Here is a 26,106-nt window from a genome sequence, read left to right as displayed (position 1 = left end):
CACGACATCGACCAGCGCGGCCGGATCGGCTGGGCGCGTGGCGGACCGCACCGGCCGCTACGCGGCGCCGGCGCGACTCCAGCGTTGGTTCGTCCCGCCGTGGCAGGACCAGAGCTGGAGGGGGACGGTCCGGACCGCGTCGGGCCCGCTCACGTCCAGGCACCGGCCGGACTGCGGGTTGACGACCGTCCCGCCGCCTCCGGGCAACCACCGCTGCGCGCCCGAACCGTTGCAGGTCCACAACTGGATCCGAGCCCCATCGCCGCCCCCGCCGCCCTGCACGTCCAGGCAGCGGCCCGATTGCGGGTTGACGACGTTCTCGCCGGTCCCGACGACCCAGCGCTGCGCGGGTGAGCCGTTGCAGTCCCAGGTCTGCACCGGCGCCCCGTCGGCTCGGGCCCCGCCGGCCACGTCGAGGCACTTGCCGGACTGCCCGCTCACGAGCGGGGTCCCGGCACCGGTCGCCCAGCGTTGCGCTGGCGACTGGTTGCACGTCCAGAGCTGGACGGCAGCACCGTCCTGGTCGGCGCCACCGCGGACGTCGACGCACGCACCCGACCGGGGGTTGACCAGAGAGCCTGTGTCCGTCGGCAGCCACTGCTGCGCACCGGTGCCGTTGCACCGCCACAGTTGCAGCCGCGCGCCCGCGGCCGTGCTGCCGCCGGCGACGTCGAGGCACTTTCCCATGGTGGTCACAGCGTCACCCATCGGCGCCCAGGCCTGTGCGGCCGACCCGTTGCACGACCAGAGCTGCACCGGGGTCCCGTCGACCGAGCTGCCGGACTGCACGTCGAGGCAACGTCCGCCGAGCCCGACGCGAGGGTCGGCACGATCGGTGCCGCCGACGATCAGGGTGAAGTCGTCGACGTCGAACAGCCCGCCGCCGAGCCCGCCGAACCGCAGGACGAGCGAGCCGCCACCGTTGCCGGTCGGTGGGATGCCGACCAGGGGTGTCGCGACGTCCTCGTAGGTGTTCCACCCGCCCGTGTTGGCCACGGAAAGCGTCCCCTGCGGCGTCGGGCCGCCACCGTTGGCGTGGACGGCGATCGTGCCGCCGGGCCCGCCTGAGACGACCCGGGCCCGGATGCCGGTGACGCCGTCGAGCGCGACTGCGTAGCTGGCCCCGAACCCGGGGTCGATGAACCCGATGGTCCGGCCACCGTGCGCCGACGCCTTGTCGACGAGCTGGGTCCCGTCCAGGGCTGCGGCACTCTCCGCCTGGATAGGGGATCCGGTCGGGGAGTCGAGGGCCCGGACGTCCCGGAAGCTCACGCCGGTCCCGCCGTCGACCAGCCCGACGCGACCTGCGAAGGTGCCCCCGCGAGAACTCGGCACGACGTTGACGACGGTCCCGTTGAGCAGCACCTGGAGACCGAACTGCTCGATGCGCAGCTCCGTGTCGTTCCAGGCGGTGCCGCCGTTGCGCAAGGCGGCGGCGTCTCCGGGCGTCCCCAGAGCGGCGCCGGTGCTCCGGCTGGTCACCGCACCTGTGTCCAGCCGGACGTCGAACCCGCCGCCGGGACTCGCGCCCGCGCCGAGCCCGAGGCGCACCGTGGGCCGCGCACCGACGTCTGCGCGCCACGCCAGCCGCAAGGAGCCTGCGCCCACGGTGCGGGTGGATGTGACGAGCGCTCCGGTGCCGCCGCGCGACATCAGCGCCCCGTCGGCGTCGGTGAACCCGCCGGAGCCGACCTGGGTCCACCCGTCGGTCCAGCCGTCGTACAGGCCACGGGCGGCACCGTCGGGCGAGCAGTCGGCGGCGACCTGGCCCGCGGCCCAACGGATGCCCCCGCGGAGCAGTGTGCGTACGGCGGGCTCCGCGAAGCTCTCGCTGGTATGCCCGAAGCCCGTGTAGAACGAACGTCCTGCACCCAGGCCCTTGCACCACGAGATGGGGTGGTCGGCGCCCATGGCTCCGCCGGAGTAGCTCGACTCGTCCAGGCTGAGCAGGACGCGCGCGGTCGCGCGAGGGTCGGTTCGGTAGGAGTACCACTCGTCGCTGCGCCGCAGCTCCGCCGCGAGCCCGTCGGTCGCGGCGTGGGCGCGGTCCTCGACGAGGACCCGCGCCGGCTGGATCGCGGGGTGGGACGCGAACCAGGCACCCACAAGCTCGCCGTAGAACGGCCAGTCGTACTCGGTGTCGGCGGCCGCGTGCACGCCCACGTACCCGCCCCCGCCGCGCACGTACGCCTCGAACGCCGACTGCTGACCAGCGTCGAGGACGTCGCCGGTGGTGTTCAGGAAGACGACGGCGGCGACGTCGGCCAGGCCCGCGGCGGAGAACCGCGCCGGGTCCTCGGTGGTCTCGACCTCGAGACCAGCACCGCGACCCAGGTCGGTCACCGCCTGGACGCCGGCGGCGATCGAGTCGTGCCGGAAGCCGGTGGTCCGGGTGAATACGAGTAGCCGCGACGGGTCGCCCGCGGCCGCCTCAGCCGGTACGAACCCGCTCGTGACCACGACCGCGGCGACAGCCGCCGCTGTGCCGGTGCGGAACCAGGTCGCAGGCCCTCGCCGCCGGGCCAACGCACCGTAGACCATGCCTCACCGTAGCCGTTCAGCGCGCCCGACGCCCCCCGCGGCCGAGGCACCGTGGCCGGCGCGGCGCCGGTGCCACCCGATGGTGGGGCGCGCTGCTGCTACCCTCGTCCGAGTTCCGGCAGAGTTGCCCGTGCTCGGCCGACGCCCCTGAACCCCTGGATGCCCAGAGTGAGTGAAGTTCTGCACCTGCGGGCCACCGACGGCCCCACGGTCGTCGCCGTCGTGTGCGCCGGGACCCTGTCCGAGCCCTGGCGGGCCAGCGTGTCGTCGCTCGTCGCAGCCGGGTTGCCCGTGCTCCTCCTGGTCGACGAGGACGTCGCGAGAGCCGAGCAGGCGTTCGACGGCCGCGTGCAGGTGAGCTCGGCGTCCCTCGCCGAGGCCAGCACCGCGCTCACCAGCGAAGAATGGGACGCTCAGCTGGTCGTGACGAGCCCGGTGATTTTCCCCCACGATCCCGTCGGCCCGGCCCGCGACCTCGTCGGCGGCGACATCCGAGTCGGCACGGTCTCGTACCTGTCGAACGACGCGGGCTACCTCAGCTTCCCGGGGCGCACGGACCCGACCGACGCCCTGCCTGAGGGCCACGACGAGCAGACGCTCACCGACGTGCTGCGGGGGCTGCGCCTCGGCCAGAAGGTCGTCCCGGTGCCTGTTCCCGCTGGCGGCGCGGTCGTCGTCGCGACGCTCGCGCTGCGCGCGCTCGGCGGCCTGGACCCCGACGCTCCTCGCGCCGATGCGGCGGTCGCCGACCTCGCGCTACGGGGAGTACGGCGCGGCTTCCGCAACCTGGTCGACCCCACCACCTTCGTCCGCCGGCCGTGGCAGACCGGTGACCGCGACGTGCACGCCACGCCTGAGCTGCGCGAGTGGCTCGAGTCCCGCCACGCCTTCTACCCGGTGCTGCACGACCAGGAGCGGTACGCGCCAGACACCCCGCTGTCGGACGCGCTCGGCCTGCGGGAGGCGGCGGTGCTCGGCTTGACGGTCCTCTTCGACGGCAGCTGCCTGGGCGCCTACGAGATGGGCACGCAGGTCGCCACCCTGGCGCAGATCGACGCGCTCGCGAACGAGCCGCGTGTTCGCGAGGTCGTGGTCGGCACGCCGCAGGCCTCGATCCCGCCGTACGCGGCGCGGGTCCTGGTACGCGCGGGTGTGCGGGTTACGGACGTCGGCGAGTGCGACTTCCCCGGGGCCGGACGTGCCGACATCCTTCACCGGCCGTTCCAGCCGGACGGACCGCTGCCGTTCGAGCGCTGGCGCGAGCTCGCGCACCGGGCGGTGATTACGCTCCAGGACCTCATCGCGTACGACAACGGCAGCTATCACCCGACGCACTACAACTGGCTGTTCTACCGGCACTGCATGCAGGACGCGATGCACCAGGTGGACGCCGTCGTGGCCATCTCGCACGACACTGCGAGCTCGGTCGTGCACAGCCGGCTCGGCGTCCCGCGCGACGCGCTGCACGTCATCGAGAACGGGACGGACCACCTCGCCGCCGACCCTGCTGCCGACGCGCGTCCGCCCGAGGGCGTGATCGCGCGCGGTGCCGCCGCGGACCGATTCCTGCTTGTGCTGGGCGCGACGTACTCGCACAAGAACCGGGACCTCGCGATCCGCGCGTGGCAGGAGCTGCGCGACCGCGGGCACGACCTGCAGCTCGTCCTGGCGGGGCACCAGGTGCCGGTCGGCTCGTCGCACGACGACGAGGCCGCCGCGGTGGGCAGCGGGCCCGGCCCGATCACACTCGCCGCGATGACCACCAGCGAGCGGGACTGGCTGCTCGCTCATGCCGAGGTCGTGCTCTACCCCACGTCCGCTGAGGGCTTCGGGCTCATCCCGTTCGAGGCGGCGACGTTGGGGGCGCCGACGGTGTTCGTCGGCTTCGGTCCGCTCGCTGAAATCCTCCCCGACGTCCCCGTCGTCGCCCGCGAGTGGACGCCGTCAGCGGTCGCCGATGCCGTCGAGGCGCTCGTCACCGACGCCGAGGTCGCCCGCACGCAGGTGGAGTCGGTCCTCAAGGCCGGTTCGACGTTCACCTGGGCCCACTACGCGCAGCGCCTGGTCGACGTGTACCTGCACACGCTCGCCGCACCCATCCGCCGGTAGAGTCCAAGCGGTCCGACGAGAGGAACCGTGCCGTGAACGAACGCCCCGAGCGCACCCCTGACGCCTCAGCCCTGGTCGACCGCCTCGCACTCGAGCGGCTGGACCTCGAGCAGGCCCTCATCGACGTCGAGCTAGCGAACGCGCGAGTTGTCGACCTGACCGGGCGCGTGACGTCGATGTCGGGTGACCTCCTGAGCCTGCGGGCCGAGGTCGGCAACCTCCAGCTGGCCCTGGCCCAGGAGCGCGCAGAGGCGAACGAGCTGCGTGCGACGATTGCCGAGCTGCTCGACTCGCGGGCGTTTCGCGTGGCCCGCCGCGCCGGCGACCTCAAGGCGCGCTTGGTCCGCCGATGACCGCACGCGTCCTCGTGTGCCTCACGGCACACCACGGCCCCGATCGAACGCTGTCGAGCCTCGAGTCGGCCCACCGGCTGGGTGCCCGCGACGCCGCCGTCGATGTCCTGCTGCTCGACGACGACCCTGCCGACGCCGCTCCCCTGGCCGCGCGCTGTGCCGAGGTGGGCGTCGGCTACTACCGCAGTCGCCGCACACTGGGTCCCGCCCGCGCAGCGAATCTCGGGCTGCGCGCAGCCCTCGAGGGCGAGTACGACCACGTGCTCCTCGTCGAAGCCGGCTGCCTGCTCCCGGCCAATCTGCTGGACAGCCTGCTGCCCGCCGCCACGCAACCGGGCGTGGCGTGTGTGATGCCGTGGTCGAACGATGTCGGTCTGTACTCACTGGAGAACACGGCCCCCGCACGGCACCTCGCCGATCAGGAAACGGTGGACTGGCTAGCTGCCGCGCTCGGGTCCAACTTCGGCGACGTCGTCTTCGACGTCCCCGTAGCGACGGGCGGCTGCGTGCTCATCCCCACGGCCGCGGTCCGCGACGTCGGCCTGCTCGACCCCGTCTTCACGTACGGCTTCGGCCAGCTCGAGGACTGGTCGCTGCGCAGCAAGTCGTTCGGGCACCGCGTCTGCCTGGCCCCCTCCACGTTCGTCTACCGGCCAGCGCCCGATAGCGCGCCCAGCGCGGCGCGCGCGGCGGCCGTCGCCGACCACCGGGGACGCGCCCTGGTCGATCTCCGCTTCCCGCAGTTTCAGGACCAACTGGTGGCCTTCCGGTCGTCCGGGCTCGTCGAGGCCGCGCGGACCGGGGCCGCACGCTCCGTCATGGTCGAGGGGGCACGGACTGCGGGCTACACCGTCGATGTCGGGTGGCTGCCGCGCACGGTGCACGACGACTCCACGCGTGTTCGGTGCGTCGTCGCCCCGGACGAGGCGGGCGTCGTGCGGTGCGAGTTCCGCGGCTTCGTCTTCGAGCGACCGATCGGCGGCGTGGAGGAGCTCGCCGCCGCCCTCGACGACCTCTTTGGCACCCTTCCGGCTCAGGTGAACGTGTATGACCGGGGCCGCGTCGGCTCGGAGCTCGCCCTGCGCCTCGGGCTTGCGGCCGACCGGTTCGTCTACCCCACCCGCGTCTGACCGATCGGACACCGCATGATCTCCTCACGATCGATCCCGACCCCGCGCCACGCGCCACACGCCGACCTTCCGCCCCTGACGCGGGTGGACAGTGACGCGGGACCCTTGTGGATCCACGCGGACGACGGCATCATGCTGCCGTTCCTGCGCGGCAACGGGACGTGGGAGCCGGAGGAGGGCGGCCTGCTGCGCCGGATCGTGCGGCCGGGAGCGACATTCGTGGACGTCGGCGCGAACGTCGGGTACTTCTCGCGGCTCATCGCCACGGCGTGTCGACCGGGCCGGATCATCTCCTTCGAACCGCACCCGGCTCTGGTCCCGGTACTGCGGCGCAATGTCGCCGGTCTCGAACCTGCCGTCGAAGTTCACGCGTGTGCGCTGGGCGATTCGAGCACGACGGTCGCGCTGCACTCTGCCGCGCACAACATCGGCGACACCCGGGTGCGGGAGGTGTCGGAGGGGGACACCACCGCGCCGATGGTCCGGTTCGACGACGTCGTGCGCGGCCGGGTCGACGTGGTGAAGATCGACGTCCAGGGCTTCGAGGCCGAGGTCCTGCGTGGCATGACGCGCACCATCGCCGAGAACCCGCAGCTGGTCGTCGTCGCCGAGTTCTGGCCGGGCGCTCTCGAGGAGCGCGGCGTGCGGCCGGCCGGGGTTCTCGCCGAGTACCGCGGGCACGGCTTCGAGATCGGGCTCCTGCGCTACGGGGCGCCGCTGCGCACCACGGACGAGGAGATCTTCGCGTTCACGCAGAGCGTCGGGCCGGACGGACAGGCCAACCTGGTGCTCCGTCGCCCGCTCTGACCGGCGGGCGACGCAACGCCGCCTTCCCCTCGCTAGCGCCTTCGTCCGACCGCTGCCACGTACGCCTCGACATGTCGGCGCGCCGACGCGTCCCATGTGAACATGGCGCTGCGCTCCACTGCCGCTCGGCTCAGGTCGGCGCGACGCGCGTCGTCCGCGAGCAGGTCTCGCAGGACCGCGGCGATCTCGCCGCTCGACGTGCCGCTGTAGGCAACCGCGTCGCCGCCGACCTCGGGCAGGGACAGCTCCCGGGTGGTCAGGACGCAGCCGGCGGATGCCATCGCTTCGAGGACCGGGAGGCCGAACCCCTCGCCGAGCGCGGGGTAGGCGACGACGTCGGCCCCGCCGAGCAGCGGCGCGAGCTGCTCGATCGGCAGGTACCCCGGCACCACGAGACGCAGCCCCGCCGGTACGTCGCGTCGCACCGCATCAAGCTGGGTGTCCCAGCCGCGCGCCCCGGCGAGCACCAGGGCCGGCGGGGCGTCGAACTGCGACGCCACCATCGTCCATGCGCGAACGAGAGCCGGGACGTTCTTGCGGGGCTCGAGCGTGCCGAGGAACGCGACGTACCGCGTCCCTCCGAGCCCGAGGTCGTCGGCCAGGGCGCGGCACGCCTCGGGCGACGGCGGGAAGAACGTGTCCCGGTCCACTCCGTGATAGGCCACGTGGAAGCGGGCGGGGTCGCCACCGGCGTACCGCAGGACCTCGTCGCGGGTCGCCGCGGACGGGACCACGAGGGCGTCCGCGAGTCGGACCGCAGAGCTGATCGCGGCCCGGAAGACCGTCCGCTTCAGCGGCACGTGCACGTCGGGGAGGCTGAAGAACGTCGCGTCGTGCAGTGTGACGACTGTCGGCACTCGGCGCACGGCGGGCATCGTGTAGTGCGGGCTGTGCAGCACCTGCGCGCCGACGCGCGAGACCAGACGCGGAAGGCGGGTCTGCTCCCAGGCGGCACGGGTGGGTCGCGACACCCCGTCGCGCAACACGGCCAGCGGAGTCGCACCCGACGCCGCGAAGCCGTCGGCGTCGCGGTCCAGGCACGCGACGTGCAGATCCACCCCTTGCCGGACCAGGGCCGGGACGACGCCGTCGAGGTAGCGGCCCACTCCGCCGCGGTCGGCGGGAATGGCCGTGGCGTCGAGCAGCACACGCAGGGTCACGGGTCGTGATCCTCTCACGGATGCACGACCCGGCCCGCGCCGGCCCTACGCTAGGCGGGTGCGTTCGTCGACACTCCAGATCACGATGGTCGTCGAGCAGCTCTGGCAGCCCGTCCCCGGTGGCTCCGGTACCTACGTCCGGGAACTGGCCCGTGCGCTGACCGAACGGTCGGACGTGGCAGTGACAGGGCTGAGCGCCCGGCACCGCACCGGGCCACACCCCGACTGGGACCCCGGCATCCCCGTACACGCGTCGCAGCTTCCGCGCCGCGCGCTGTACGCCGGTTGGCAGCACCTGCGCCTACCGCGCGCCGAGACCACGGTCCGCGCGAGCGACGTCGTCCACGCGACCACGTGGGCCGTGCCGCCGACGCGTCGCCCACTGGTGGTGACCGTCCACGACCTGGCCTTCCTCGATCGACCCGAGCTCTTCACGCCGCACGGCAACCGGTTCTTCCAGCGGGCGCTGCAGACCGTCCGTGACGCGGCTGACGTCGTCATCGTGCCCTCGCAGGCGACTGCCGACGACTGCGTCGCGCACGGCATCGAGCGGGGCCGGGTACGCGTGGTCGCGCACGGGACGGACGTCCCGACGCTGACCGCAGGCGACCTGCAGGACGCAGCGGCTCGCCACGGCCTCGTCCGGCCCTACCTCATGTGGGCGGGCACGGTGGAGCCCCGCAAGAACGTCCCGCGGCTCCTGCGTGCGTATGAGGTCGCGCTCGCGTCGGACCCGGACCTGCCGGACCTCGTGCTCGTGGGCCCGTCCGGATGGGGAGCCGTGCCCGAGGTGCCCTCGGCGGTCAGGCCCCGCGTACACGTCACGGGGACGGTCTCCCGGCGCGACCTGCACGCGCTGCTCGCGGGCGCCCGGGCCTTCGTGTTCCCGTCCCTGACTGAAGGGTTCGGCCTGCCCGTGCTCGAGGCCATGGCGCACGGCGTGCCGGTCGTGACCTCCCGGCACACCGCGTGCGACGAGGTGCTCGGTGGGACGGGCGTCACCGTCGACCCGCTCGACGAGGGCTCCATCGCCCGCGGTCTGCTGGACGCCCTCGGCGCGCGATCATCCGCCTACGGCGCCGCGGGTCTGGCGCGGGCCGCACGCTTCACCTGGCAGGCCAGCGCGGACGCCACCGTCGGTGCCTATGCCGCGGCAGCGGGCGCGTAGGCGTCCTGCCGTCAGGCCCAGGTGCCGCCGAACGCGACAAGCCCGACGCTGCCGTCGTCGCCATCGGGGTGGACGACGAACTCGGTGGCCGCGGGAAGCTCATGCACGAGGTGCCCGTCGGACACTCGCGTGAACGTCGCGTCCACCGCATACCTGCCGGCGGCGCTGGGCCAGCGCGGTATGGCGAGCTCGAGCGCCCCCCTGCCGGAACGCACGGACAGCGGCCCGAGCGGCGTGGACCGGACGACGCCGATCATCACGCCGTCGAGGGTCCGCACGGTCAGACTGAGCTCGAGGTCGTTCGCCGACTCAGCCGCGTCCCAGCCAACCCGCAGGCGAACCGGGGAGTTGCTCAGCACCTCGCTTGCAGGCGTGCCGTCAACGACGAGTGCGACGTCCGTCACGGTCACCTCGCGACTGCCGACCGGCTTCTCGTCGGGCAGAGGCTCCGACATCGCCCCCGCGTATCGGCTGACGATCTCGTCGGTCTCGCCGACGCCGAGCAGGCGCCCGTGGTCGAGCCACGCCACCTCGTCGCACATGTCGCGGACGGAGCCCAGCGCGTGGCTGACGATCACGATCGTGCGCCCGTCGTCGCGGAACTCGCGGAACTTCGCGGCACTGCGACGCTGGAACTCCTCGTCACCGACCGCGAGGACCTCATCGACCAACAGGATGTCGGGCTCGACGTTGATCGCGACCGAGAAGCCGAGGCGCACGTACATGCCCGAGGAATAGTTCTTCACGGGAGAGTYGATGAACTGCTCCAGGCCGGCGAAACCCACGATGTCGTCGAACCGGGCGTCGATGTCGCGTTTTGTCAGACCAAGGATGGATCCGTTGAGGTACACGTTGTCGCGGCCCGAGAGCTCCTGGTGGAAGCCGGCCCCGAGCTCGAGCAGTGCCGAGACACGGCCGTTCGTGGTGATCCGACCCTGGTCGGGTACGAGGATCCGGGCGAGGCACTTGAGCAGCGTGCTCTTGCCCGAGCCGTTGTGCCCGACGAGGCCGAACGTCTTGCCGTGCGGGATCTGGAGGTCGACGTCGCGCAGGGCCCAGAACTCCTCGTACTGGGCCCGGCCTCGGCGCATCAGAGCACTCTTCACCGACTGGTTGCGCTCGTGATAGATGCGGAACCGCTTCGAGATGTCCTCGACGTTGATCGCGACGTTCATCACAGCTCCTCAGCGAGTCGGGGCTCGAGGCGGCGGAAGACGAGGTTGCCCACGAGCAGCGAGACAACTGCCCAGCCCGCCGCGAGGCCGAGGAACCGCCATTCGGGCGCCGTGCCGTTGTAGAACATGTCGCGGATCGGCTCGATGAAGGCGACGGTTGGGTTGAGCTCGTAGATCGCCGTGAGCGGGAACGAGGCCGCCCAGCTGCTGCCGTCCTCGAGCCCGGCGACGAGCGAGATGGGGTAGACGATCGGGGTCGCGTAGAACCAGATCTGCATGAACAGGCCGACAAAGTGCGCGACGTCGCGGAAGTAGACGTTCGCCACCGACAACGCGAGCGCGATCCCCAGCCCGAAGGCGGCAAACAGCACCATCACCACGAGCACCAGCGGGATCCACACCAGCACGTTCACGCCGAACAGCGCGAACACGAGCACGAGCACGCCCATCTCGACGAGAAACGTCACGAATGCCGATCCGATGTGCGACAGCAGCAGCAGTCGCCGGGGGAAGTAGGTCTTCTTGATGAGGTTGCTGTTGTCGAGCAGGACCGTCTGGCCGCCTTGCACCGCGACGGCGAGAAAGTTCCAGGGCAGCAGACCGCAGAGCAGGAACAGCGCATAGCTGTACAGGCCGTCGATGCCGACCGGCGGCTGCACCTTCATCACGAGAGAGAAGACGGCCGTGTAGATGAGCGTCGCGGCCAGCGGGTTGATCAGCGACCAGGCCCATCCGAGGACCGTGCCCTTGTACCGGCTTCGGAGCTCGCGGCGCACCAGGTTGCCCAGCAGCTCCCGCGAGGCCACCAGGTCCCTGGTCTCCTGCACGATCCCCATGCGACTCATCGCTGCTCCGCGTCGATCCAGCCGCACAGGCGCGCAACTCCTTCTTCCAACGTGACGGTGGGCATCCAGCCGAGCGCCTCGCGCGCGGCTGTCGGGTCGGCCACGGCGTACCGGACGTCTCCGTCCCGGAACTTACCTGTCGTCTGCGGCGCCGGTGCACCGTAGTGGGCCGCGACGATACCGGCGAGCGTGGCGACCGTGGTCGGTGTCCCGCTGCCGATGTCGTACGGCGACGCGGGTCGGTGACCGTGCTCGACGGCACGGACGAGGGCGACGGCGACGTCGTCGATAAAGACGAAGTCCCGGACGATCTGCCCGTCCTCGTACACGGGGATGGGCTCACCCGAGCGGGCCACCCGCGCGAACAGCGACACGATCCCGGTGTACGGGTTCGTCAGAGACTGCCCGGGGCCGTAGACGTTCTGCAGGCGCAGCGTGATGGTGGTGACCCCGAGCGCTGCCCCCCACACGTCCAGCACGTTCTCCTGCGCCAGCTTGGTCGCCCCGTAGACGCTCGTCGGCGAGGGATGGACCTTCGCCGAAGCGTGCTGGACGGGCACCAGCCCGTCGGGCTGCCAGACCCCCTGCGCGAGCTGCTCGTGGGACCTCTGCCCGGGGTACAGCAGGGCGTGACCGTCGCTCCAGGCGCCCTCGCCGTAGACGGCCCGGCTGGAGGAGAGCGCCACCGTCCGAGGCAGCGCGTCGTGCCGCACGAAGGCGTCGAGCATCTGCGTCGTCCCGAGCACATTGACCCGGGCGTGCCGACTGGCCTGCGTCAGCGACACCGCGGTCCCGGTCTCGGCTGCCAGGTGCAGCACCACGTCGGGACGGTGACGGCCGAGCAGCACGTCCCAGTCGGCGGCAGAGGTGACGTCACCGACGACCAACTCGACTCGGTCGTCGAGCGCTCCCGGCCGCTCGGCCCGGGCGTGCACCTCAGGGTGCAGCGAGTCGAGGGCGACGACCCGGTCGAACCGGTCCGCCAGCAGCGTCGACACGGCACAGCCGATGAAGCCCGCGCCTCCGGTCACGAGACACGTGGACATGGTCACCTCCTGGGCACAGCGGACAGTGGACGGCGTCGACGACGCAGGGCTAGCGCGAAGCTCGCTCGGAGGCGAGGATCTGCCGGATCTTGGTCGCGTCGCCCCAGACGGCCGGGGAGTCGTAGGCACGGTCCGGGTAGGCGCCGTACTCGAGGCGGATGTCGAGGCCGCGCCGGCGGATGAACTCCTCGACGCGCGCGCCGAGCGCCACCGGCTCGCCCGAGCAGCAGTTCACGACGCCGTCGACCGTCGACTGCAACGTCGTCGCGGCGATCTGCTCCGCCAGCTCGTCGACGTCGATGAAGTCGTACTGGGCGGTGCCGGAGGTGAACGGGAACGTGGCATCGCCACGCGCCGCGGCGTCGGCGATCTTCGAGAAGACCGACTGGCTGCGCTCGTCGTCGCCGTCGATGTAGTAGCAGCGCAGCCACTGGAACGTCGTCCCGGAGGCCGCGAATGAAAACGTCAGCGCCTCGCGCAGGGCGTTTTTCGCGACGCCGTACAGCGAGCGGGGCCGCGTCGGGGTCGTCTCGTCGATGGCCCCTTCGTGGTAGCCCACCTCGTGCATCGTGCCCAGGACGGCTATGTGCCCGACGCCCGCGTCCGACAGACCCGTCAGGAAGCGGAAGTGGTCCGACAGCCGCAGCATGTGCACCGGATCGTTGTGCACGAACCCCGCCTCCCAGGCGAGGTGCAGGCAGACGTCGACGGGCCCGGTCCGCTCGAGCAGGTCACCCTCGAAGATGTCACCCTCGACCCAGCGGACGGCGGCCGCGGMAGGGCTGGCCGGCGTCGGGGCACCGTGGCGGGCCACCGCCACGACGTCGGCGCGGCGGCGCGCCAGTGCGTCCACGACGTGCGCGCCGATGTACCCCCCGGCTCCGGTCACGAGAATGCGAGTCACGGCGCATAGTCTGCCGTACCCACGGCGCCCCCGTGCACGCCTCGGGCCCGCCGGGCGGGACGACGCTCCTGGCGTGCAGGCGCTCCCGCCGACCGCGACTACCCTGGACGGGGCGTCCCGCGGGGTCGTCGCGGACGGATGGAGCATGGACGTGTCGGGTAGCGGGACCGTGTGGTCGCAGCGGGTGCGTCGGCTCGCTCGCGAGCTGGTGGGCTTCGGGCTGGTCGGGGCCGTCGGCTTCGTCGTCGACGTCGGCCTGTTCAACCTCTTCGCGTACGGACCGCCGAGCCTGGACCCGACGCTCGCCAAGACGCTGTCCGTGGTCGCGGCCACGATGGTCACGTGGGTGGGCAACCGTTCCTTCGTCTTCCGGCACCGCCGCGGACGCACCGCGGGCCGCGAGGCCGCCCTGTTCGCGGCCTTCTCGCTCGCGAGCCTAGTCATCGCCGTGGGCACCCTGTGGGTGTCGCACGATGTGCTGGGGTTCACGTCACCCCTGGCCGACAACATCTCGGCGAACGTCATCGGTTTCGGGCTCGCCACTGCCTTCCGGTTCGTGACGTACCGCACGTTCGTCTTCCGTCCCGACCCGGCCGGGACAGCCGCGCGGAGCCGCGACGGCGCGAGCGTCACGCGCTGATCGCCGCCCCCCGAAGAACGCCACAGGCGCCCGCACCCCACGGTGTGCGGGCGCCTGCGCGCAAGACAGAACGGCTCAGGAGCGCCGGGCGATCCGGCGTGCGCCGCGGTACGCCCCGCGGCCAGCGCGGTAGAACGGACGCAGCGCCCGCGCCGCCCACGGCGCACCCGTGCCGAGCGCCACCTTGAGCTGGCCCAGCATCGTGGCGTCGGACACCTGGTGCAGGTAGTCGACCTGCTCCTGCGTGTAGGCAGGCAGCATCGAGCTGATGCGTTGGAGTTTGTACTCCAGGAACGCGTAGTTGATCGAGGCCCAGTCGCGGTTGATGATCGACCGCGTGTGGTATCCCGCGTTCATCGCGGCATACGCCAGCAGGCGCTCCTGCACGTGCGCCAGCCCGCCGTCGGCGTGCCCGGGCTCGGCCGGGTAGTCCTCCCACGCGAAGTCGTACTTGGTGAAGTCGCGCAGCGCGTCGGGACGGAACCAAAACATCGTTCCGTACGGCGCGACCGGAGTGCTGCGGTCGAACGTCGTGGTGATGCCCAGCCGCTCGGCCCACTCCTGCGCTGTCCCCCGGTTGGTGAACCAGGCGTGGCCGAGCGTCGGGAAGCCGATGTTCACCACCGGCGGGAACGCCATGCCGAGGGTGGGGTTCTCCTCGAACAGCCGCAGGACGTGCGCCACGTAACCCGGGCTGCACAGCAGGTTGTCGTACATGTGCCGCTTGAACAGCTGCCCGTTGTTGTAGTCGTTCTGCGGCGACTTCTTCGAGTGCACACGCAGCGCGTAGTCGTAGCCTCCCGACACGAGCACGTCACGGAAGGTGATGAACAGCGCACTCATGTCGCGCCCGCGGTTCTGCTCGGTGACCCGGACCTCGACACTCGGCACGGCGTACGGCTCGAGCGCCGCCAGGATGTTCGCCTTGCGCTCCTCGGTGCTCGTCGAGACGTACAGGTCGTACGGCACCGGAAGGTTGCGGACGTACGACATGACGTCGTCGACCATGTCGTCGTAGTAGAGGTGCGCGAGCACGGCGACACGGCGCTCGGCGCTCGGCCGCCAGCCGTCGTCCGCCTCGGGGAGCACCTCGAGCAGCGAGAGGTTCGTGTACAGCGTGCGCGGCTCGACCGTGCGCACGACGTTCTGCCAGATCAGGTCCGTCGGGTAATCCGTCTCCTCGAGGCGCTCGATCAGGCGCCGCGCGACGATCGCCCGTCGGTCCAGGTACGTCGGCTCGTGGAAGAAGATGCGCCGCTTGACGATCGGGCAGCGGTCGTCGAGGAGCAGCTGGAAGTCCTCGAAGATGGGGTGGTCGTCCGGGTACCGGTCGGCGGGGAAGAGGACCTCGTAGCGGAATCCGCGGTCGGCGAAGTGCTTCGTGAAGCGCGACTCGTGCTTGAGGATCGAGTCGGAGTACGACGTGATAGCGGGCATCGACGCCCAGTAGTCGCGGAACTCCAGCGACGTGAACATGCGGCGCCGGACGGCGATCCAGTGCGACTGGATGTGCAGCGGGAGCACGGGCGGCTCGGACGGCGTGAACGGGTTCGGGTCGACCTCCTTGTGGGACGTCAGGCCCCAGAAGTCGACGTCCGACGCCTCGACGCGGTCGAAGATCTCCGCGAACGGGAACACCGGCCCGAAGATCGTGTAGTTGAGCAGGATGAGCTCGTCGTACTCCTCCAGGCGGCTCTGGCCGAACTGCTCCATCGCCTCCTTGTATCCCCAGACGTCGAAGCCGACGTTCTCGCGCACCCAGACCGTGTCGGCCACAGTCTCGAGCTTGGTGCGGCCCTCAGGTGTCAGCATGGAGTTCGAGACCACGAAGATGTGCTCGACGTGCTCGCGCAGCGCGGAGAGCATGTACGGGATGTAGTCGTCGACGACACCCTGGTGGTCGTAGAACAGGTAGAACGCCACGCGACGCATCGACAAGGGCTCGACCTTTCTTGTTATCCGCACGGTCGCACGACCCGTCGCGCACCGCGGACAGCGGGGAGTTCGGACACCTCACGGGTTAGCTACGCCGGTCAGGGACGTGCCTGCGCGCAGACGGACCGACGCGCGAACGGCGAGCGTTGCCAGCATACTCGGCGCCCGCGCAGTCCGGACGCGCGTCCTGCGCCCGAACTCGCCCCGAGGGCGACACGCGCGGCCGCCACGCTCAGGGCTGTCGACCCGCGCGGTAGCCTCCCGGGATGCGTATGGTCCATCGGGGCACCCGTGCCCGGGCGCTTCACGGGCGCCGGGGCGCAATGGTGCGACGCCCCCTCGCCCTCCTCCTCACCCTGAGCGCGGTGCTGATCACCGGCCTCTTCCCCGCGACGGGCGCGGTGGCCGCGGACCGCTCCCAGTTCGACCCCGGGAACATCATCGCCGACGCGGTGTTCTTCGACGCCGGAGCCATGTCGCAGGCTGACGTCGCGGCGTTCATCGAGGCGAAGGGCGCAGGGTGCCAGGCCTCGTCCAACGGAACGCCGTGTCTCAAGGGCTTCTACCAGGACACGTGGACACGCACCGCCAGCGGGTGCCCGAACACCTACCAGGGCACGACCGGCGAGCACTCGTCGGCCATCATCTGGAAGGTCGCGCAGGCGTGTGGCGTCAACCCCCGCGTCCTGCTCGTGCTCCTCCAGAAGGAGCAGAGCCTGCTGACCGCCTCCGGCAGCGCGCTCACGTCGACCCGGTACCGCTCGGCGACCGGGTACGGCTGCCCCGACACGGCCCCGTGCGACGCGGAGTACTTCGGCTTCTTCAACCAGGTGTTCATGGCGGCGCGGCAGTTCAGGTTGTACGCCGTCAACCCGGCGCGCTACGGCTATGTGTCGGGCCAGAACAACACGATCCAGTTCCATCCCAATGCGTCATGCGGCTCGTCGGGCGTCATCATCAGGAACCAGGCGACTGCCGGCCTGTACAACTACACGCCCTACCAGCCCAACCGAGCGGTGCTCAGCGGTTCCCCGGACTCCTGCTCGTCGTACGGGAACCTCAACTTCTGGACGTTCTTCACCGACTGGTGGGGCACCACCCAGTGGCCCTACGCCGTGACCGGCGACTTCCTCACCCTGTGGTCGAGCCTCGGGTACAGCTCGTCCGTGCTCGGCCGCCCGACCACGACGCAGCAGTACGGGATCAAGGGCGGCGGGACGTACCAGGAGTTCGCGGGCGGCTCCATCTACGCGTCCTCGGCGTCCGGCATGCACTACGTGACGACCCCCTTCCGCTCCGCCTGGGGACGCGTGGCGTGGGAGGCGGGCCCGCTCGGGTATCCGGTCTCCGACCCGATCGGCGGCCTGCGCGACGGCGGCAGCTTCCAGAACTTCCAGGGCGGTGCCGTCCACTACTCCCCGGCGACAGGCGCGTACGCGACCCGCGGTGCCGTGTACGCACTCTGGGCGCAGACAAGCTGGGAGAGCGGGCCGCTCGGCTACCCGACCAGCGACCTGGCCCAGGGCTTGCGCGACTCCGGTTCCTACCAGGACTTCGCGGGCGGCTCGATCTACTCGGCCGCGGCGACCGGCACGCACTACGTCACGAAGCCGTTCCACGCGGCCTGGGGCCGCCTCGGCTGGGAGAACGGCCCGCTCGGGTACCCGACGGCAGAGCCGGTCGACGGCCTGACGAACGGTGGCACCTCTCAGGCGTTCGCGGGTGGGGCGATCTGGTGGTCACCGGCCGCCGGGGCGCACCCTGTGCTGCCGGCCGTCCAGCCGGCGTGGCTGCGCGTCGGCGCCGAGAAGGGCACCCTCGGCTATCCGAACAGCGACCTGAACACCGGCCTGCGCAACGGTGGCGCCTACCAGGACTTCACCGGCGGKTCGATCTACACCTCGCCCGCCACCGGCGCCCACTCCGTACCGACCCCGATCCACGCCGCCTGGGGCCGCGTCGGCTGGGAGAATGGCGCCCTCGGCTACCCCGCGACCGACCTGAACACCGGCCTGCGCAACGGTGGCGCCTACCAGGACTTCACCGGCGGGTCGATCTACACCTCGCCCGCCACCGGCGCCCACTCCGTACCGACCCCGATCCACGCCGCCTGGGGCCGCGTCGGCTGGGAGAGCGGTGCCCTTGGGTACCCCACGACGGACCAGATTGGGGGGCTGCGCAACGGCGGCAGCTTCCAGAACTTCCAGGGCGGGGCGATCCACTACTCGCCGGCCACCGGGGCACACGCGACGCGCGGCCAGATCTACGCGCAGTGGGCCGCACAGGGCTGGGAGAGCGGCCCGCTCGGGTATCCGACCGGCGACGCGGTCGTCGGCCGGTCGAGCATCACGCAGCAGTTCGAGTACGGCACACTGACCTCGCCGCTGGACTGAGACGCCGCGGTCCGCTGTCCGTCGAGGACGGCAGCGGACCGGGGGTGCGGCGCGGCGCGGTCAGATGGGCTGGGTCGGCGGGGCGGCGAGGTTGAGGTACGCCAGCCGCATCGCCTCGCGTCGCGAGCGCAGGACGCCGTCGAGAACCAGCCCGATCATCGCCGCGAGGCTCCCGAGCAGGACGAACGACGACGCGAGCACGGCCGTGGGCAGACGCGGTACCAGCCCGGTCTCCACGAAGTCGACGACGACCGGGATGCCGAGGACGATCCCGACGAGGAACGACAACGCCGCGAACAGGCCGTAGAGGAAGAACGGCCGCTCGTGCCTGAGCAGCGACATGACCAGGCGCAGGATGCGGAACCCGTCGTGGTACGTGCGCAGCTTGCTCTCGCTGCCGACCGGCCGGTCCTTGAACCCGACCTCCACCTCGACCTGCGGCAGGCGCATGCTCATCGAGTGCACCGTGAGCTCGGTCTCGATCTCGAACTCGCGGGACAGGGCGGGGAACGACTTGACGAACCTGCGCGAGAAGACCCGGTAGCCGCTGAGCATGTCGCTCACCGGCTCGCCGAACAGCCAGCCGACGAGCGCGTTGAACGCGCGGTTGCCGGTCTCGTGACCCGGGCGGTACGCGGTCCCCTCGTCCTCGCGCTGGCGGCGGACGCCGAGCACGTGGTCGTACGGCCCGGACTGCAGGGCGTCGATGAGCTGCTGCGCGGCGGACGCGTCATAGGTGTCGTCGCCGTCGATGAGGAGGTAGACGTCGGCATCGATGTCGGCGAACGCTCGCCGCACGACATTGCCCTTGCCCTTGCGCGACTCGGTCCGCACGATCGCGCCGGCGGCGGCCGCGACCTCGGAGGTGCGGTCGGAGCTGTTGTTGTCGTAGACGTAGATGTCCATCGACGGCACGGCAGCCTGCAGGTCCTTGATGACGGACCCGATCGCGACCTCCTCGTTGTAGCACGGGATCACGGCCGCGATGCGGGGCTCTTCGGTGGGCACTACGGGATTCCTCTCGTACGGCTCTGTCGCGCACGCCACGGCGGGCGCGGCGCCGGGTGCCCTGGCGACGTCGCCCGTGACAGGACACCGGCCGACAGCGTACAGGCCAGCCTCGGTCGCTCGGTCACGGGACGGTGACGCGCACGGCCTCCGAGGCTCCGACCGAGGCGGCCGAGGAGTAGGTCACGACCACGTCCCAGGTGCCGGCCGACAGTCTGTCGCCAGGGAACGCGACCTGACCGCAGGATGTGCCGGCGGCGTCGGCGACGGCCACCACGTCCGTGGAGGCCTCGACACCGTTCGAGCGCGCAGTCGCCGTGCACGTCCCGCCGTCCTCCACGACGCTCGGCACCGTTGCTGCCACCACGAGCTGGTGGGCGTCGGCGTCCCAGCCGGACCGCGTGATCTGGACACGGACCGCGGCGCGGCTGTCCCCCGCGCTCGCCGTGGGTTGGGCCGTGGCGGCACCGGGGGCGGTCGCGCCCGCCGACGCAGTGGCGTCCGCCTGCGCGGTGGCCTCGCCGACGACCGGCTCCTCGCTCGCCGACGGTCTGCCGGTCGCCGTCGACGTCGCCGCCGAGGTCGTCGCGGCGGCCGGGCCGGGCGCGTCGTCGCAGCCGGCGAGGACGAGAGCCACGGCCAGCGCGGAGGCGGCGACCCCCGCGACGACGGCCAGCGATCGCTGCGGAGGGGTCATGCAGGTACTCCTTCGTACGCGTGGTCACGGCGTCCCGCCGCGGTTCCTGGGGCGGACTTCGCCAGTACCCTGGAGCCCGCAGAGGCCTACCTTACGGAGGAAGTTCGTTGGACGTTCGACAGCTCGCAGTCCCCGGCGCGTGGGAGCTCACGCCCCGCCAGTTCCCCGACGCCCGAGGCCGGTTCCTCGAGTGGTTCACCGACGAGTCGTTCGCCGAGGCGACCGGTCACCGGCTCGATCTGCGCCAGGCGAACCTCTCGGTCTCGGCCGCGGGCGTCGTGCGCGGCATCCACTACGCCGACGTACCGCCGGGCCAGGCGAAGTACGTGACATGCGTCCGCGGCGCGGTGCTCGACGTCGCCGTGGACATCCGGGTCGGGTCGCCGACGTTCGGCACGTGGGACACGGTGCTGCTCGACGACCGTGACCGGCGCGTGATCTACCTGTCCGAGGGCCTGGGTCACGCGTTCATGGCGCTCGAGGACGACTCGACGGTCACCTACCTGTGCTCGACGGGCTACAACCCCCGCGCAGAGCACGGGATCCGGCCGGACGACGCTGCGCTCGGCATCGAGTGGCCGACGGTGGGCCGTGACGGGCGCGCGCTGGAGCCGCTGCTGTCGGACAAGGACCTGGCGGCCCCGACGCTGGCTGAGGCCCGCGAGCAGGGCAAGCTGCCCGACTACCTGGCCGTGCAGGCCTGGGTCGCCTCGCTGCAGGAGCGCTGACGCACGCGGCGCGCCGCCGCTCGAGGGCCGGCGGCGCGCCACGTCGGGTCGACGGTCAGTCCACCGCGTAGAGGTACTGGTCGACGCCCGACCACTCGAACTGGCCCGCGGGGGTCAGGCAGGAGTCGGTCAAGGGCTTGTCCGACACCACGTGCTGCAGCTCGGGGATCCGGTCGGCGACGGTGCACGGCGAGGTGTGCATGACGACGATGTCCGGAGACGGGTTCGTCCACGTGATCCCGGGGTCGGACGTCCAGTCGAAGTTGATGTACGTGCCGCCGCGGTTCCACGCGTCCTCATGGACGCGAGCGGGGTCGAGCCGCTCCCACTCGTCGACGTCGGGGCCGATCTGCTGGCGCGACGACAGCGCAGGCGTTCCGGTCGCGAACATGAGGGCGTCGACGTACGACGAGTTGCTGGCCCACAAGGAACCGTCCTCGCGCGACGCTTCCCCCTTCTCGAGGAACATTTTCGCTGCGTCGGAGTCCCGCAGGTCACCGAGCCCGATCAGGACCGGGTTGGCGCCGTAGGTCATCGCCGTCGCCGCGAGGCCCGCGGCGGCCAGCGACTGCCATCGATGCGGCCAGCGGACCAGGCCGAACACCGCGAGGGCGGCCACCGCGGCGCTGAACCAGATCATCTTGGTCGTCAGGCCTGGCAAGAACGACGCCCGCAGCGAAGCACCTGCGTACGCGGAGACCCACGCGGTCGCGAGCCCGGCGGTGATCGGCACGGCCCAGCGCGAGGACTTGCGCCACTGGGTCATGAACAGGCAGAACGCAAAGATTGCGACGAACCCGGTGCCGTGGCTGGCCCGGAACCCCGGCACGCGGTTGACGATCGGCAGATGCGCGCCGAGGCCGCCCCAGTCGATCGTGCACCAGGACAGCCAGAACAGCCCGACAGCGAACACGGGCCAGAACGCAGCCTGCGCCTCGCGGGTACCCCTCCAGGGCTGCGCCACGACCAGGAACGCCACGACCACGAGCAGCACGGTGAACGAGCTGGCGATCTCGGTGTGGTTAGTACCCACAGCCGTGCTTCCGACCGACTCGAGCCAACCGAAGTTCGTGGCGCCGAAGACGCGGCCGAACGGCAGCGACTCCGACGTGGAGGTGCGGGTGCCGGGGTACACGGTGTCGAGCCCCGCGCGGATCGCCGGCAGGTTCTCCAGCATGAGCGCGCCGGTCCACAGCGCGGCAGACAGCCCGAGCGCGCCGAGGCCGATCAAGTTGTCGCGCCAGCGGCCCGGCCGCGCCAGAGCCCACGCCGCCGTGGCGAAGACGACGGGGAAGCCGATCATGATCGCGAGCGGCTGGTAGTACGACGGGAACCGGGCGATCAGGATGCCGGCGCCGAGGAAGGCAAGAGTCGCACGCACCCACCGTCCAGCATCGACGTGTCGCATCGCGTAGATGCCCAGCGCGCAGCCGGCGAACATGAAGCCGAGAGTGTTCACGGGGCGCATCGACCACCACATGCTCGACGGCGACACGATCACGAGCAGCGCGCCCAGGTACCCCCACCGCAACGACCCCGTGACCTGGCGGAACCACAGCGGCATGCCGATCGCGAGCAGGAGGGCGGGCAGCCACCACTTGGCGGCGAAGAGTGTCCGATCGGGCAGCCACGGACCGAGCTCGAGCGCGGTGCCCTCGAAGAACACGACGGACGAGACGGGCCCGTCGGGGAGCTGCGCGAAGAAGTCGGGCGAGACGCTCAGCGGATTGACCGACTCGTGCGGGCCGAGAGCGAGCTGGCCGAGCCAGAGGGGCGACTCGGTGTTGTACTCGTCCGACCGCACCGTCGCCGACTGGCCGAGCTGCACGCCCAGCGGGTGCGCGGGGTCCTCCCGCAGCCAGTAGACACCGATGCTGGAGGTCGTGACGCCGAGCAGCACCAGCAACAGGTACGCGGCGATCGGGACGGTGAGCGGCAGTCCACGGCGCCAGCGCGCGGCCCGACCGTCCGGCGGCGCCGACGGTGCCTCCTGGCCCACCTCGGGGGCGGTGGTCGTCATGCCTGCTCCTGGCACGGAGCGTTGCTGCGGACTGCCACGTGCACCCTCCTTAAGCGCCTCGAGCGTCGTACCGCCCGGACGGGAGGCCGCCACAGTATAGAGGCGATGCCCCGACCGACCCGCCGACCTCAGCCTCACCGCGGCAGCATGAGACCATGCCCCGGTGAGGCTGACGCTGGACGCGACCCCCCTGCTCGGGGCCAGGACGGGCATCGGCCGCTACGTCGAGCAGCTGCTCGCGGAGCTCCCCGCGGCATTCGCCCGCGCGTCGGTGGATGCGGAAGTCCGCGCCGCCACGTTTACCGCCCGCGGCGCTGCGCTCACTGCTCTTCCGCCCGGCGTCGTGCAGGCCGGCCACCGCGTGCCCGCCCGGCTGGTGCGCAGTGTCTGGCAGCGCTCAACCTGGTTGCCCGTCGAGGCGGTCGTCGGGCGCACAGACGTCTTCCACGGGACGAACTTCGTCACCGGACCGACCCGTCGCGCCCGCGAGGTCGTGACAGTTCACGACCTCACCTACCTCGACCTGCCCGACACGGTGCGCAACGACGCCCTCGCCTACCGCGAGCTCGTCCACCGCTCGCTCGACCGCGGCGCGCTCGTCCTGACACCGAGTCACGCCGTGGCGGACGCGGTCCGCGACCGCTACGGGCTGCCCGCCGGGCGCGTCCGAGCCACGCCGCTCGGGGTCGACGCCGCATGGTCCGGGGCCGCGCCGGCGCGCGAGGGCTGGCTCGCTGACCACGGCCTGCCCCTCGACTACTTGGTGTTCGTGGGCTCACTCGACCCACGTAAGAACCTGGTGCGGCTCGTGCAGGCGCACGAACTGGCACGCGCCGAGGACGCCTCCGTCCCGGACTTGGTCCTGGCCGGACCCGCCGGCCGCGCAGCGCTGCCCGAAGGGCGCCCCGGGGTGCACCTCACGGGCTGGCTCGGCGACGACGAGCTGCGCAGCCTCGTCGCCGGCGCACGCGCGCTAGCCTTGCCGTCTCTCGACGAGGGCTTCGGGCTGCCCGCGCTCGAGGCTCTCGCCGCCGGGCGGCCCGTCATCCTGTCGGACGTTCCGGCGTTGCGGGAGGTCGCAGGCCCGCACGGATTCTTCGCGCCCGCGACCGACACGGGTCGGCTCGCGCAAGCGCTGCTGGATGGGGTCGGCGCGGAGGACTCCGACGCCGCCCGCGCCGCCCGCCGGACGTGGGCTGCCCGCTGGACATGGACGCGCACTGCCGACCTCACCGTCGACGCCTACCTGGCCGGCGCGGCATGACGATCCCCGACGTCACGGTCGTGACGGTCACCTACAACGCTGCCGACCTCGTGCTGAACTGCCTCGCGAGCCTTGCTGCCCAGCAGCTCGGGGGCTTGTCGATGCAGGTGGTCGTCGTGGACAACGGCTCGCACGACGGCACCGCCGACCTCGTTGAGCGCACGCACCCCGAGGTCGTCGTCGTGCGCGCCAGGCGGAACCTCGGCTTCGCGGCCGGTAACAACCTCGCCCTCCGCCACGTGCGCAGCAGGTACGTGCTGCTGCTCAACAACGACGCGACGGCCGCACCGACGCTGGTGCGCTCGATGGCCGCGCGGCTCGAAGTCGCCGACGAAGGCCTGGCGGCCCTCGCCGCGACCGTGCTGCTCGCCGAGCGGTTCCGCGCCGCCGGGCCAGCCGACGACCGCGCGGTCGCCGGTCCCGACGGACGGTGGGTGCCCGACCCGGGTGGCGACGTGCGGCTCGTGAACTCGACCGGCAACGAGGTCCGCGTCGATGGCTACGGGGTCGACCGGGGCTGGCTCGGCGACGCGCGCCGGCACCACCCGCCAGCGTCGGTCTTTGGCTTCAGCGGCGCGGCGGCGATGCTGCGCACGTCGGCGCTGCGCGACGTGGGGCTGTTCGACGAGCGGCTGTTCATGTACTACGAGGACACGGACCTGTCGTGGCGACTGCGGCGGGCAGGTCGGCGCATCGAGCACTGCCCGGAAGCCGTCGTGGAGCACGTGCACTCTGCCTCGTCGCACGAGGGCAGCGACTTCTTCCACTTCCACGACGACCGCAACCGGCTGGCCGTGCTCACCAAGAACGCCTCCCGGGAGCTCGTCCTGCGCGCCGTCGCCCGATTCGTGCTGACGATTGGCTCCGTGGCCCTGCGCCGCCGCGAGCCCTGGTCGCGGACCAGGGTCCGGCTGCGCGCACTGACGTCCTACGCGAGCCTGCTACCCCACCTATTGCGCGAGCGCCGGCGGGTCGAACGCACCGCAGTCGTGGCGCGCTCCCAGATCGAGCGGCTACTCGTCGACGGCCCTACGGTGGGCCCGTTCCGGGCTCCGGCCGTCCGGGCCGCTCGTCCGAGCGGCTAGGCTCTGGGGCGATCACGCGTACTGGAGGGCTTGTTCATGCACCTGCTCGTCACCGGCGGAGCCGGCTTCATCGGCTCCAACTTCGTCCACCAGACCGTGCGCGATCGCCCTGACGTGCGCGTCACCGTGCTCGACGCCCTGACGTACGCCGGCGACGAGCGCAGCCTGGACCCGGTGGACGGCAAGGTCGTCCTCGCCAAGGGTGACATCGCCGACCCGGACATCGTCGACAGCCTGGTCAAGGACGTCGACGTGGTGGTCCACTTCGCGGCCGAGTCGCACAACGACAACTCGCTGCACGACCCGTGGCCGTTCGTGCATACGAACGTCATCGGCACATACCAGCTTCTCGAGGCGGTCCGCCGGCACGACGTGCGGTACCACCACATCTCGACGGACGAGGTCTACGGCGACCTCGAGCTGGACGACCCGGCCAAGTTCACGCCTGACACCCCGTACAACCCCTCGAGCCCCTACTCGTCGACCAAGGCGGCCTCCGACCTACTGGTCCGCGCGTGGGCCCGCAGCTTTGGTGTCCGCGCCACGATCTCCAACTGCTCGAACAACTACGGTCCGTACCAGCACGTCGAGAAGTTCATCCCGCGCCAGATCACCAATGTGATCGACGGGGTTCGGCCCAAGCTCTACGGCTCGGGCGAGAACGTGCGCGACTGGATCCACGTCGAGGACCACAACAGCGCGGTCTGGGCAATCATCGAGCGCGGCCGCCTCGGCGAGACCTACCTGATCGGTGCAGACGGCGAGGAGAACAACAAGACGGTCGTCGAGGACATCCTCGAGATCATGGGCCAGTCCCCCGATGCGTACGACCTCGTGAGCGACCGCCCGGGCCACGACCTGCGCTACGCGATCGACTCCACGAAACTTCGCGACGAGCTGGGGTGGGCCCCGAAGTACGAGAACTTCCGAGCGGGGCTCGAGGCCACGGTGGCCTGGTACCAGGCCAACGAGGCGTGGTGGCGGCCGCAGAAGGATGCGACCGAGGCGAAGTACGCGGAGCTGGGGCGGTAGTCGTAGGCTCGGCCGGCAGCGTCACTGCGATCGGTCGCTGATCTGCACAGATCCTCCACCGCGTCG

The 26,106-nt window shown here is 71.3% G+C and carries 21 protein-coding genes; 11 read left to right on the top strand and 10 right to left on the bottom strand.

Annotated features, from left to right (window positions below):
- Positions 1-57: 57 nt before the first annotated feature.
- The gene (locus tag AC1DYZ_RS09235) at positions 58-2,541 is read right to left on the bottom strand and encodes a ThuA domain-containing protein (protein ID WP_477064911.1); all 2,484 of its coding nucleotides are present in this window, start codon (positions 2,539-2,541) and stop codon (positions 58-60) included.
- Between the two features lie 168 nt (positions 2,542-2,709).
- On the opposite strand from AC1DYZ_RS09235, the gene AC1DYZ_RS09230 reads away from it, so the two are divergent.
- The 4 genes from AC1DYZ_RS09230 to AC1DYZ_RS09215 all read left to right on the top strand — a co-directional run bounded on the left by AC1DYZ_RS09230 (position 2,710) and on the right by AC1DYZ_RS09215 (position 6,940).
- Entirely contained in the window at positions 2,710-4,650 is a 1,941-nt protein-coding gene (locus AC1DYZ_RS09230; protein WP_477064910.1) for a glycosyltransferase, read from the top strand.
- Positions 4,651-4,682: 32 nt separating this feature from the next.
- Positions 4,683-5,003, top strand: coding sequence for a hypothetical protein (locus tag AC1DYZ_RS09225; protein ID WP_477064909.1), 321 nt, complete (start codon positions 4,683-4,685; stop codon positions 5,001-5,003).
- Positions 5,000-6,133 (top strand): glycosyltransferase family 2 protein, encoded by a 1,134-nt coding sequence (locus tag AC1DYZ_RS09220; protein ID WP_477064908.1) that lies wholly within the window; start codon positions 5,000-5,002, stop codon positions 6,131-6,133. The genes AC1DYZ_RS09225 and AC1DYZ_RS09220 overlap by 4 nt, the downstream gene beginning before the upstream one ends.
- A gap of 84 nt (positions 6,134-6,217) precedes the next feature.
- Complete coding sequence (locus tag AC1DYZ_RS09215; protein WP_477064907.1) at positions 6,218-6,940, top strand: FkbM family methyltransferase; 723 nt, start codon at positions 6,218-6,220, stop codon at positions 6,938-6,940.
- Positions 6,941-6,972: 32 nt separating this feature from the next.
- On the opposite strand, the gene AC1DYZ_RS09210 is transcribed toward AC1DYZ_RS09215, so the two are convergent.
- Positions 6,973-8,100 (bottom strand): glycosyltransferase family 4 protein, encoded by a 1,128-nt coding sequence (locus AC1DYZ_RS09210; RefSeq protein ID WP_477064906.1) that lies wholly within the window; start codon positions 8,098-8,100, stop codon positions 6,973-6,975.
- A gap of 58 nt (positions 8,101-8,158) precedes the next feature.
- Here AC1DYZ_RS09210 and AC1DYZ_RS09205 point away from each other — a divergent pair, with 58 nt between their 5' ends.
- A complete protein-coding gene (locus AC1DYZ_RS09205) occupies positions 8,159-9,268 on the top strand; it encodes a glycosyltransferase family 4 protein (protein WP_477064905.1) in 1,110 nt (369 codons plus the stop codon).
- Positions 9,269-9,279: 11 nt separating this feature from the next.
- Here AC1DYZ_RS09205 and AC1DYZ_RS09200 read toward each other — a convergent pair whose 3' ends face one another.
- From AC1DYZ_RS09200 to AC1DYZ_RS09185, 4 genes are read right to left on the bottom strand one after another with little or no spacing between them, the layout of a single operon-like run.
- Complete coding sequence (locus AC1DYZ_RS09200; protein WP_477064904.1) at positions 9,280-10,443, bottom strand: ABC transporter ATP-binding protein; 1,164 nt, start codon at positions 10,441-10,443, stop codon at positions 9,280-9,282.
- A complete protein-coding gene (locus tag AC1DYZ_RS09195; protein WP_477064903.1) occupies positions 10,443-11,288 on the bottom strand; it encodes an ABC transporter permease in 846 nt (281 codons plus the stop codon). Before AC1DYZ_RS09195 ends, AC1DYZ_RS09200 begins: the two co-directional genes overlap by 1 nt.
- The gene (locus tag AC1DYZ_RS09190; RefSeq protein ID WP_477064902.1) at positions 11,285-12,334 is read right to left on the bottom strand and encodes an NAD-dependent epimerase/dehydratase family protein; all 1,050 of its coding nucleotides are present in this window, start codon (positions 12,332-12,334) and stop codon (positions 11,285-11,287) included. Before AC1DYZ_RS09190 ends, AC1DYZ_RS09195 begins: the two co-directional genes overlap by 4 nt.
- 49 nt (positions 12,335-12,383) lie before the next feature.
- Complete coding sequence (locus AC1DYZ_RS09185; protein ID WP_477064901.1) at positions 12,384-13,238, bottom strand: NAD-dependent epimerase/dehydratase family protein; 855 nt, start codon at positions 13,236-13,238, stop codon at positions 12,384-12,386.
- 73 nt (positions 13,239-13,311) lie between these two features.
- Between AC1DYZ_RS09185 and AC1DYZ_RS09180 the strand changes: the two genes are divergently transcribed.
- Positions 13,312-13,878: a GtrA family protein gene (locus tag AC1DYZ_RS09180; protein ID WP_477064900.1), complete on the top strand. Its 567-nt coding sequence runs from the start codon at positions 13,312-13,314 to the stop codon at positions 13,876-13,878.
- Positions 13,879-13,953: 75 nt separating this feature from the next.
- Here the strand turns inward: AC1DYZ_RS09180 and AC1DYZ_RS09175 are convergent, their stop codons facing one another.
- Positions 13,954-15,810 carry a rhamnan synthesis F family protein gene (locus AC1DYZ_RS09175; protein WP_477064917.1) on the bottom strand — a complete coding sequence of 619 codons (1,857 nt, stop codon included), beginning with the start codon at positions 15,808-15,810 and terminating at the stop codon, positions 13,954-13,956.
- 368 nt (positions 15,811-16,178) lie between these two features.
- On the opposite strand from AC1DYZ_RS09175, the gene AC1DYZ_RS09170 reads away from it, so the two are divergent.
- Positions 16,179-18,206, top strand: a complete 2,028-nt coding sequence (locus tag AC1DYZ_RS09170; protein WP_477064899.1) for an LGFP repeat-containing protein — start codon at positions 16,179-16,181, stop codon at positions 18,204-18,206.
- Between the two features lie 60 nt (positions 18,207-18,266).
- Here AC1DYZ_RS09170 and AC1DYZ_RS09165 read toward each other — a convergent pair whose 3' ends face one another.
- Together AC1DYZ_RS09165 and AC1DYZ_RS09160 are read right to left on the bottom strand one after the other, a co-directional pair.
- Positions 18,267-19,214 (bottom strand): glycosyltransferase, encoded by a 948-nt coding sequence (locus AC1DYZ_RS09165; protein ID WP_477064898.1) that lies wholly within the window; start codon positions 19,212-19,214, stop codon positions 18,267-18,269.
- A gap of 124 nt (positions 19,215-19,338) precedes the next feature.
- Entirely contained in the window at positions 19,339-19,911 is a 573-nt protein-coding gene (locus tag AC1DYZ_RS09160; RefSeq protein ID WP_477064897.1) for a hypothetical protein, read from the bottom strand.
- Between the two features lie 107 nt (positions 19,912-20,018).
- Here AC1DYZ_RS09160 and rfbC point away from each other — a divergent pair, with 107 nt between their 5' ends.
- Positions 20,019-20,639: a dTDP-4-dehydrorhamnose 3,5-epimerase gene (gene rfbC, locus AC1DYZ_RS09155; protein ID WP_477064896.1), complete on the top strand. Its 621-nt coding sequence runs from the start codon at positions 20,019-20,021 to the stop codon at positions 20,637-20,639.
- 55 nt (positions 20,640-20,694) lie between these two features.
- On the opposite strand, the gene AC1DYZ_RS09150 is transcribed toward rfbC, so the two are convergent.
- Complete coding sequence (locus AC1DYZ_RS09150; RefSeq protein ID WP_477064895.1) at positions 20,695-22,659, bottom strand: DUF7657 domain-containing protein; 1,965 nt, start codon at positions 22,657-22,659, stop codon at positions 20,695-20,697.
- Positions 22,660-22,822: 163 nt separating this feature from the next.
- On the opposite strand from AC1DYZ_RS09150, the gene AC1DYZ_RS09145 reads away from it, so the two are divergent.
- The 3 genes from AC1DYZ_RS09145 to rfbB are packed head-to-tail and all read left to right on the top strand — an operon-like array spanning position 22,823 to position 26,040.
- On the top strand, positions 22,823-23,923 hold the full coding sequence (locus tag AC1DYZ_RS09145; RefSeq protein WP_477064894.1) for a glycosyltransferase family 4 protein: 1,101 nt from the start codon (positions 22,823-22,825) through the stop codon (positions 23,921-23,923).
- Positions 23,920-25,008 carry a glycosyltransferase family 2 protein gene (locus AC1DYZ_RS09140; protein WP_477064893.1) on the top strand — a complete coding sequence of 363 codons (1,089 nt, stop codon included), beginning with the start codon at positions 23,920-23,922 and terminating at the stop codon, positions 25,006-25,008. Before AC1DYZ_RS09145 ends, AC1DYZ_RS09140 begins: the two co-directional genes overlap by 4 nt.
- 36 nt (positions 25,009-25,044) lie before the next feature.
- Positions 25,045-26,040, top strand: a complete 996-nt coding sequence (gene rfbB, locus AC1DYZ_RS09135; RefSeq protein ID WP_477064892.1) for a dTDP-glucose 4,6-dehydratase — start codon at positions 25,045-25,047, stop codon at positions 26,038-26,040.
- Positions 26,041-26,106 lie beyond the last annotated feature (66 nt).

This window comes from Cellulomonas sp. P1_C4, from assembly GCF_056406355.1.
This window is presented reverse-complemented; position numbering and strand designations above follow the sequence as displayed.

Coding starts and splice junctions, on each gene's coding strand:
- AC1DYZ_RS09175 (WP_477064917.1), bottom strand. CDS start 15,810: ATGCGTCGCGTGGCGTTCTACCTGTTCTACGACCACCAGGGTGTCGTC.
- AC1DYZ_RS09190 (WP_477064902.1), bottom strand. CDS start 12,334: ATGTCCACGTGTCTCGTGACCGGAGGCGCGGGCTTCATCGGCTGTGCC.
- AC1DYZ_RS09160 (WP_477064897.1), bottom strand. CDS start 19,911: ATGACCCCTCCGCAGCGATCGCTGGCCGTCGTCGCGGGGGTCGCCGCC.
- AC1DYZ_RS09140 (WP_477064893.1), top strand. CDS start 23,920: ATGACGATCCCCGACGTCACGGTCGTGACGGTCACCTACAACGCTGCC.
- AC1DYZ_RS09195 (WP_477064903.1), bottom strand. CDS start 11,288: ATGAGTCGCATGGGGATCGTGCAGGAGACCAGGGACCTGGTGGCCTCG.
- rfbB (WP_477064892.1), top strand. CDS start 25,045: ATGCACCTGCTCGTCACCGGCGGAGCCGGCTTCATCGGCTCCAACTTC.
- AC1DYZ_RS09220 (WP_477064908.1), top strand. CDS start 5,000: ATGACCGCACGCGTCCTCGTGTGCCTCACGGCACACCACGGCCCCGAT.
- AC1DYZ_RS09150 (WP_477064895.1), bottom strand. CDS start 22,659: ATGACGACCACCGCCCCCGAGGTGGGCCAGGAGGCACCGTCGGCGCCG.
- AC1DYZ_RS09235 (WP_477064911.1), bottom strand. CDS start 2,541: ATGGTCTACGGTGCGTTGGCCCGGCGGCGAGGGCCTGCGACCTGGTTC.